Origin of the sequence: Microcystis sp. M49636_WE2 (assembly GCF_030065375.1) — a bacterium.
Classification (GTDB): domain Bacteria; phylum Cyanobacteriota; class Cyanobacteriia; order Cyanobacteriales; family Microcystaceae; genus Microcystis; species Microcystis aeruginosa_C.
In genome coordinates this window covers 1-3,126 of record NZ_JASJFG010000830.1, presented here as the reverse complement: position 1 = coordinate 3,126, position 3,126 = coordinate 1, and the positions used below count along the sequence as shown (strand labels likewise).

6 protein-coding genes are annotated in these 3,126 nt (G+C 41.1%); 1 reads left to right on the top strand and 5 read right to left on the bottom strand.

Going from position 1 to position 3,126, the window contains the following annotated elements; all coding sequences use genetic code 11:
• Positions 1 to 119 precede the first annotated feature (119 nt).
• A complete protein-coding gene (locus tag PX484_RS19015; protein WP_002803830.1) occupies positions 120 to 458 on the top strand; it encodes a gas vesicle protein in 339 nt (112 codons plus the stop codon).
• A gap of 150 nt (positions 459 to 608) precedes the next feature.
• On the opposite strand, the gene PX484_RS19010 is transcribed toward PX484_RS19015, so the two are convergent.
• The 5 genes from PX484_RS19010 to PX484_RS18990 all read right to left on the bottom strand — a co-directional run.
• Positions 609 to 869 (bottom strand): gas vesicle protein GvpG, encoded by a 261-nt coding sequence (locus PX484_RS19010; protein ID WP_002803833.1) that lies wholly within the window; start codon positions 867 to 869, stop codon positions 609 to 611.
• 14 nt (positions 870 to 883) lie between these two features.
• A complete protein-coding gene (gene gvpF, locus PX484_RS19005) occupies positions 884 to 1,618 on the bottom strand; it encodes a gas vesicle protein GvpF (RefSeq protein WP_002803840.1) in 735 nt (244 codons plus the stop codon).
• Positions 1,619 to 1,633: 15 nt separating this feature from the next.
• A complete protein-coding gene (locus PX484_RS19000; RefSeq protein WP_002803841.1) occupies positions 1,634 to 2,107 on the bottom strand; it encodes a gas vesicle protein K in 474 nt (157 codons plus the stop codon).
• 375 nt (positions 2,108 to 2,482) lie between these two features.
• Positions 2,483 to 2,791, bottom strand: coding sequence for a hypothetical protein (locus tag PX484_RS18995; protein ID WP_002803843.1), 309 nt, complete (start codon positions 2,789 to 2,791; stop codon positions 2,483 to 2,485).
• Positions 2,748 to 3,126 (bottom strand): gas vesicle protein (locus PX484_RS18990; RefSeq protein WP_288105114.1); only part of this gene is annotated, 379 nt, incomplete at its 5' end. The genes PX484_RS18990 and PX484_RS18995, both read right to left, overlap by 44 nt.

Genomic DNA, 3,126 nt, shown 5'->3' with positions numbered 1-3,126 from the left:
GTAAGTATATAGATTGTACAATTTCATAGGGTTGACCGAAAGAAAATTGACGATTTTTTACAAGTTTTTATATTGGGGCGTTGATATGCTAGAATATTCTAAGTTATTCAGGGATTGTTATGACAACCACTCGTCCACCCAGACCAATTAGATCTAAAATTAGCACCATGCCTCGGAAACAATCCGAAGCAGATCACCAACTTGAGCTTTATAAGTTAATTACTGAAAAACAACGTATCCAAGAAAAATTAGAAATGATGGAGCGGCAGATTCAGCAATTAAAAAATCGTCTCACGTTTGTGACAGAGCAAATTGAGACCACAGAACAAAGTATTCAAAATTTGCGTACAGCCAATCCTCCTAGTTTAAGTTTAGCTAAAAAACCTGATTCCCCCAAAACTGTTGCTCACTCCTCTAATGATTCTAGTAATTTCCAAACTTTTTACCTAGAATATTAAGGCTTAACCAAGGGCTAGTTCTGACCAAGCTTCGACAAGTTCTTGAGCTTGTCAAATCCGCCCTTACTAAGCTTACAGTTTGTGATTTTGTTCATGACCTATCTGGTGGCAAAGATTGCCAGTTCTGAAACTGCGAAGTATAGAAAAATTTTAGAGAGAAGATTCAGCTTCGTTTTCTGCCGCCTCTTCTTCTAAGGCTTGAATTTTTAATAAAAGTTCTTCTTCCCGAATTTCAAACTCCTCCTCAGAAATATTACCCATATCGTAAGATAGTTGTAGGGATAATAATAATTTGTGCAAATTTTCCGCCTCATCATATTCTATATCTGCACGCTCTTGAATTTTTTCCCCAATCCAGATCAGACCACCAATAGGGCCGGTAACAGGAAGAAGTAAAAGATCGAGAAACATAACTGATAATCTCCTTAGATAAGTTGGGCAAAGGTATAGGGTGCAGTTAAATTGTTATAGCGAATCCTTAGGCGATCACCAAACTGCTGATCGATCGCTTCAACGTTTTGGCTAAATTCCGGCTCTTGCTCCCAGGGAATTAAATAAGCTGCATTGTAAATCATGTCATCCGTCATCGGATCGCTTTCAATCACCTCTTGGGCGCAATGATTTAATTGGTCTCTAAAGACTTGAATAATGTCTTGTTTCCGTTGCAATACAGTGGCTTCAATGAGTTGACCTATATGGATAATTTCTTCCATATTTAAGTTTTTCCCCATCATCGCATCCCGTTCTTGTTTTAACTTAGGATTAGACTCCAAAGCCGCTTGTAATTCCCACTGATTATCCCAAAAAATCTTAATGCTAACCTCTCGTTGTCCTGACAGTTTAGCAAATAATTCTTTCAGTTGGGTTTTATAGGGAGTAATTAGTTGTTCGGTGACAGATTCCCAGGTTTTGATAACTAAGCCAAACCGCAGGGGCAACAACGTTGTAAACCCTGCTTCCATGACAGTTTCTAATACTTTTTCATGGCAAATTAAATAGCGACGGGATGCCAAATACTTCTCTTTATGAGCAGCGGAGTAGAGAAAACTAAAACCATCAATCATCTCACTGTGAACTGGCTCATTATCAATCCCCTGCAAAACCAGTCCGTCAGGAACTGGTTCGGGAAATATGCCATATAAATAAAGACCCACTGTCATCAGTATTCTCCCAAATTAAACTGGCTGAGAAGTTAAAACCAAACGAAGCTTTAGATGAATTAGATCTAATTGAGCTAAACCCAGATCAACATTTCCTTCCACAACAACTCCTGTATTGAGAAGTCTATCCACTAATTCTAACACAGAAGGCTTAATACCCTCCTCTCCCGGGTAATAACTCCCTGCTTCCGGTAAAAGAGTGCCAAACTCTCCTAGGTGGACATTTAAATCTTCTGGCTCAACCTCAAAAATTTCACACAAATGGAGAATTTGTTCTTGCAATTTTTGTATACTTTCTGCAGCCCTATCTAAATCAGACTCACTGAGAACCCCTTTTTCCATCCGGCGAATGATTTGGGCTTCGAGCAATTGGCGTACCAGTTCCACAACAGTTAACAGTAAAGGGGCTAAACCGGCTTGGCTATTACTTTCTGGACTGGTCAGCAAGGCTTGATTATCAGAATCGTAAGGTGTGCAAGCAAGTGTCATGGTTGGAGTTGGTAAATGAGGAGTTCTTAAGGGTGAGTCTCTAGTGGGGGGCTTGGCCAAGAAATTTTATCTGAGGGAAAAAATGATGTAACCAAGCAATGTCAACTTCCCGCCACCCTGTGAAGATTCTAGTGACGAATTTACCCGACAGGAGGAATGTGCTTGATTATTTTAACTGGTATCGTAGCCCTCGATTGCCCCCGATTGGGGTAGGGATTTTAAGGCTTAAAGTTTAGCTGCCGAGGTTTCTGTTAATAAGGCTTGGGATTGGCTATAGAGATAGAAGTCGCTTGCCCACCCATTAATTGCCATCTCCCTTGCTCTATCAACAGAGGCAATCGTTAACTGCTGTAAACTTCTTGACCGTTTGAGGATTCAATTGAGGAATTTCAATATATACGAGGAATGTGCTTGATCGTTGGGACTGCCATCACGTCTCTCCATTACACTCCATTTAGTTAAGGATTTTAAGGTTTGAAGTCGGCGTGAAAGTTCCAGGTTTTCTGCGAATAAAGCTTGGCCTTGGCTAGGGAGGTAGGGATAACCTTGCAAGCTGTTAATCGCAGTTTCCCTGGCCTTATCCAGGGGGGCAATCGTCTCGTGTAAATTTCCTAACCTTTGAGGATTCAGGTGAGGAATTTCACGCATCTGAGGAATGTGCTTCATCGTTCGGACTGGTATCATGGCTCTCTATTGCACTCAATTGGCTTAAGGATTTTAGGGTTTCAAGCTCAGTTTCCAGGGTTTGGAGTCGGAGCGAAAGTTCCCGATTTTCTGCTAGTAAAGCTTGGGATTGGCTATGGAGGTAGGGGTCTCCTTCCCACCAGTTGATTCCCATTTCCCTGGCTTTATCAACAGAGGCAATTAACAAACGAATGCGGATATTTATAAGTTCAGTGGAGGCGATCGAAACGGAAATATCGCCGGCAATCACAATTCCTTTATCTAAAACTCGTTCGAGTATATCCGCTAAACTCGAACCTTGAGTTGCTGTTTTTAGGGAGTTGTTTGACTGGTTT

Excerpts from the sequence above, each read along its gene's own strand:
- PX484_RS19015 (WP_002803830.1), top strand. The coding sequence starts at position 120 with ATGACAACCACTCGTCCACCCAGACCAATTAGATCTAAAATTAGCACC.
- PX484_RS19010 (WP_002803833.1), bottom strand. The coding sequence starts at position 869 with ATGTTTCTCGATCTTTTACTTCTTCCTGTTACCGGCCCTATTGGTGGT.
- gvpF (WP_002803840.1), bottom strand. The coding sequence starts at position 1,618 with ATGACAGTGGGTCTTTATTTATATGGCATATTTCCCGAACCAGTTCCT.
- PX484_RS19000 (WP_002803841.1), bottom strand. The coding sequence starts at position 2,107 with ATGACACTTGCTTGCACACCTTACGATTCTGATAATCAAGCCTTGCTG.
- PX484_RS18995 (WP_002803843.1), bottom strand. The coding sequence starts at position 2,791 with ATGATACCAGTCCGAACGATGAAGCACATTCCTCAGATGCGTGAAATT.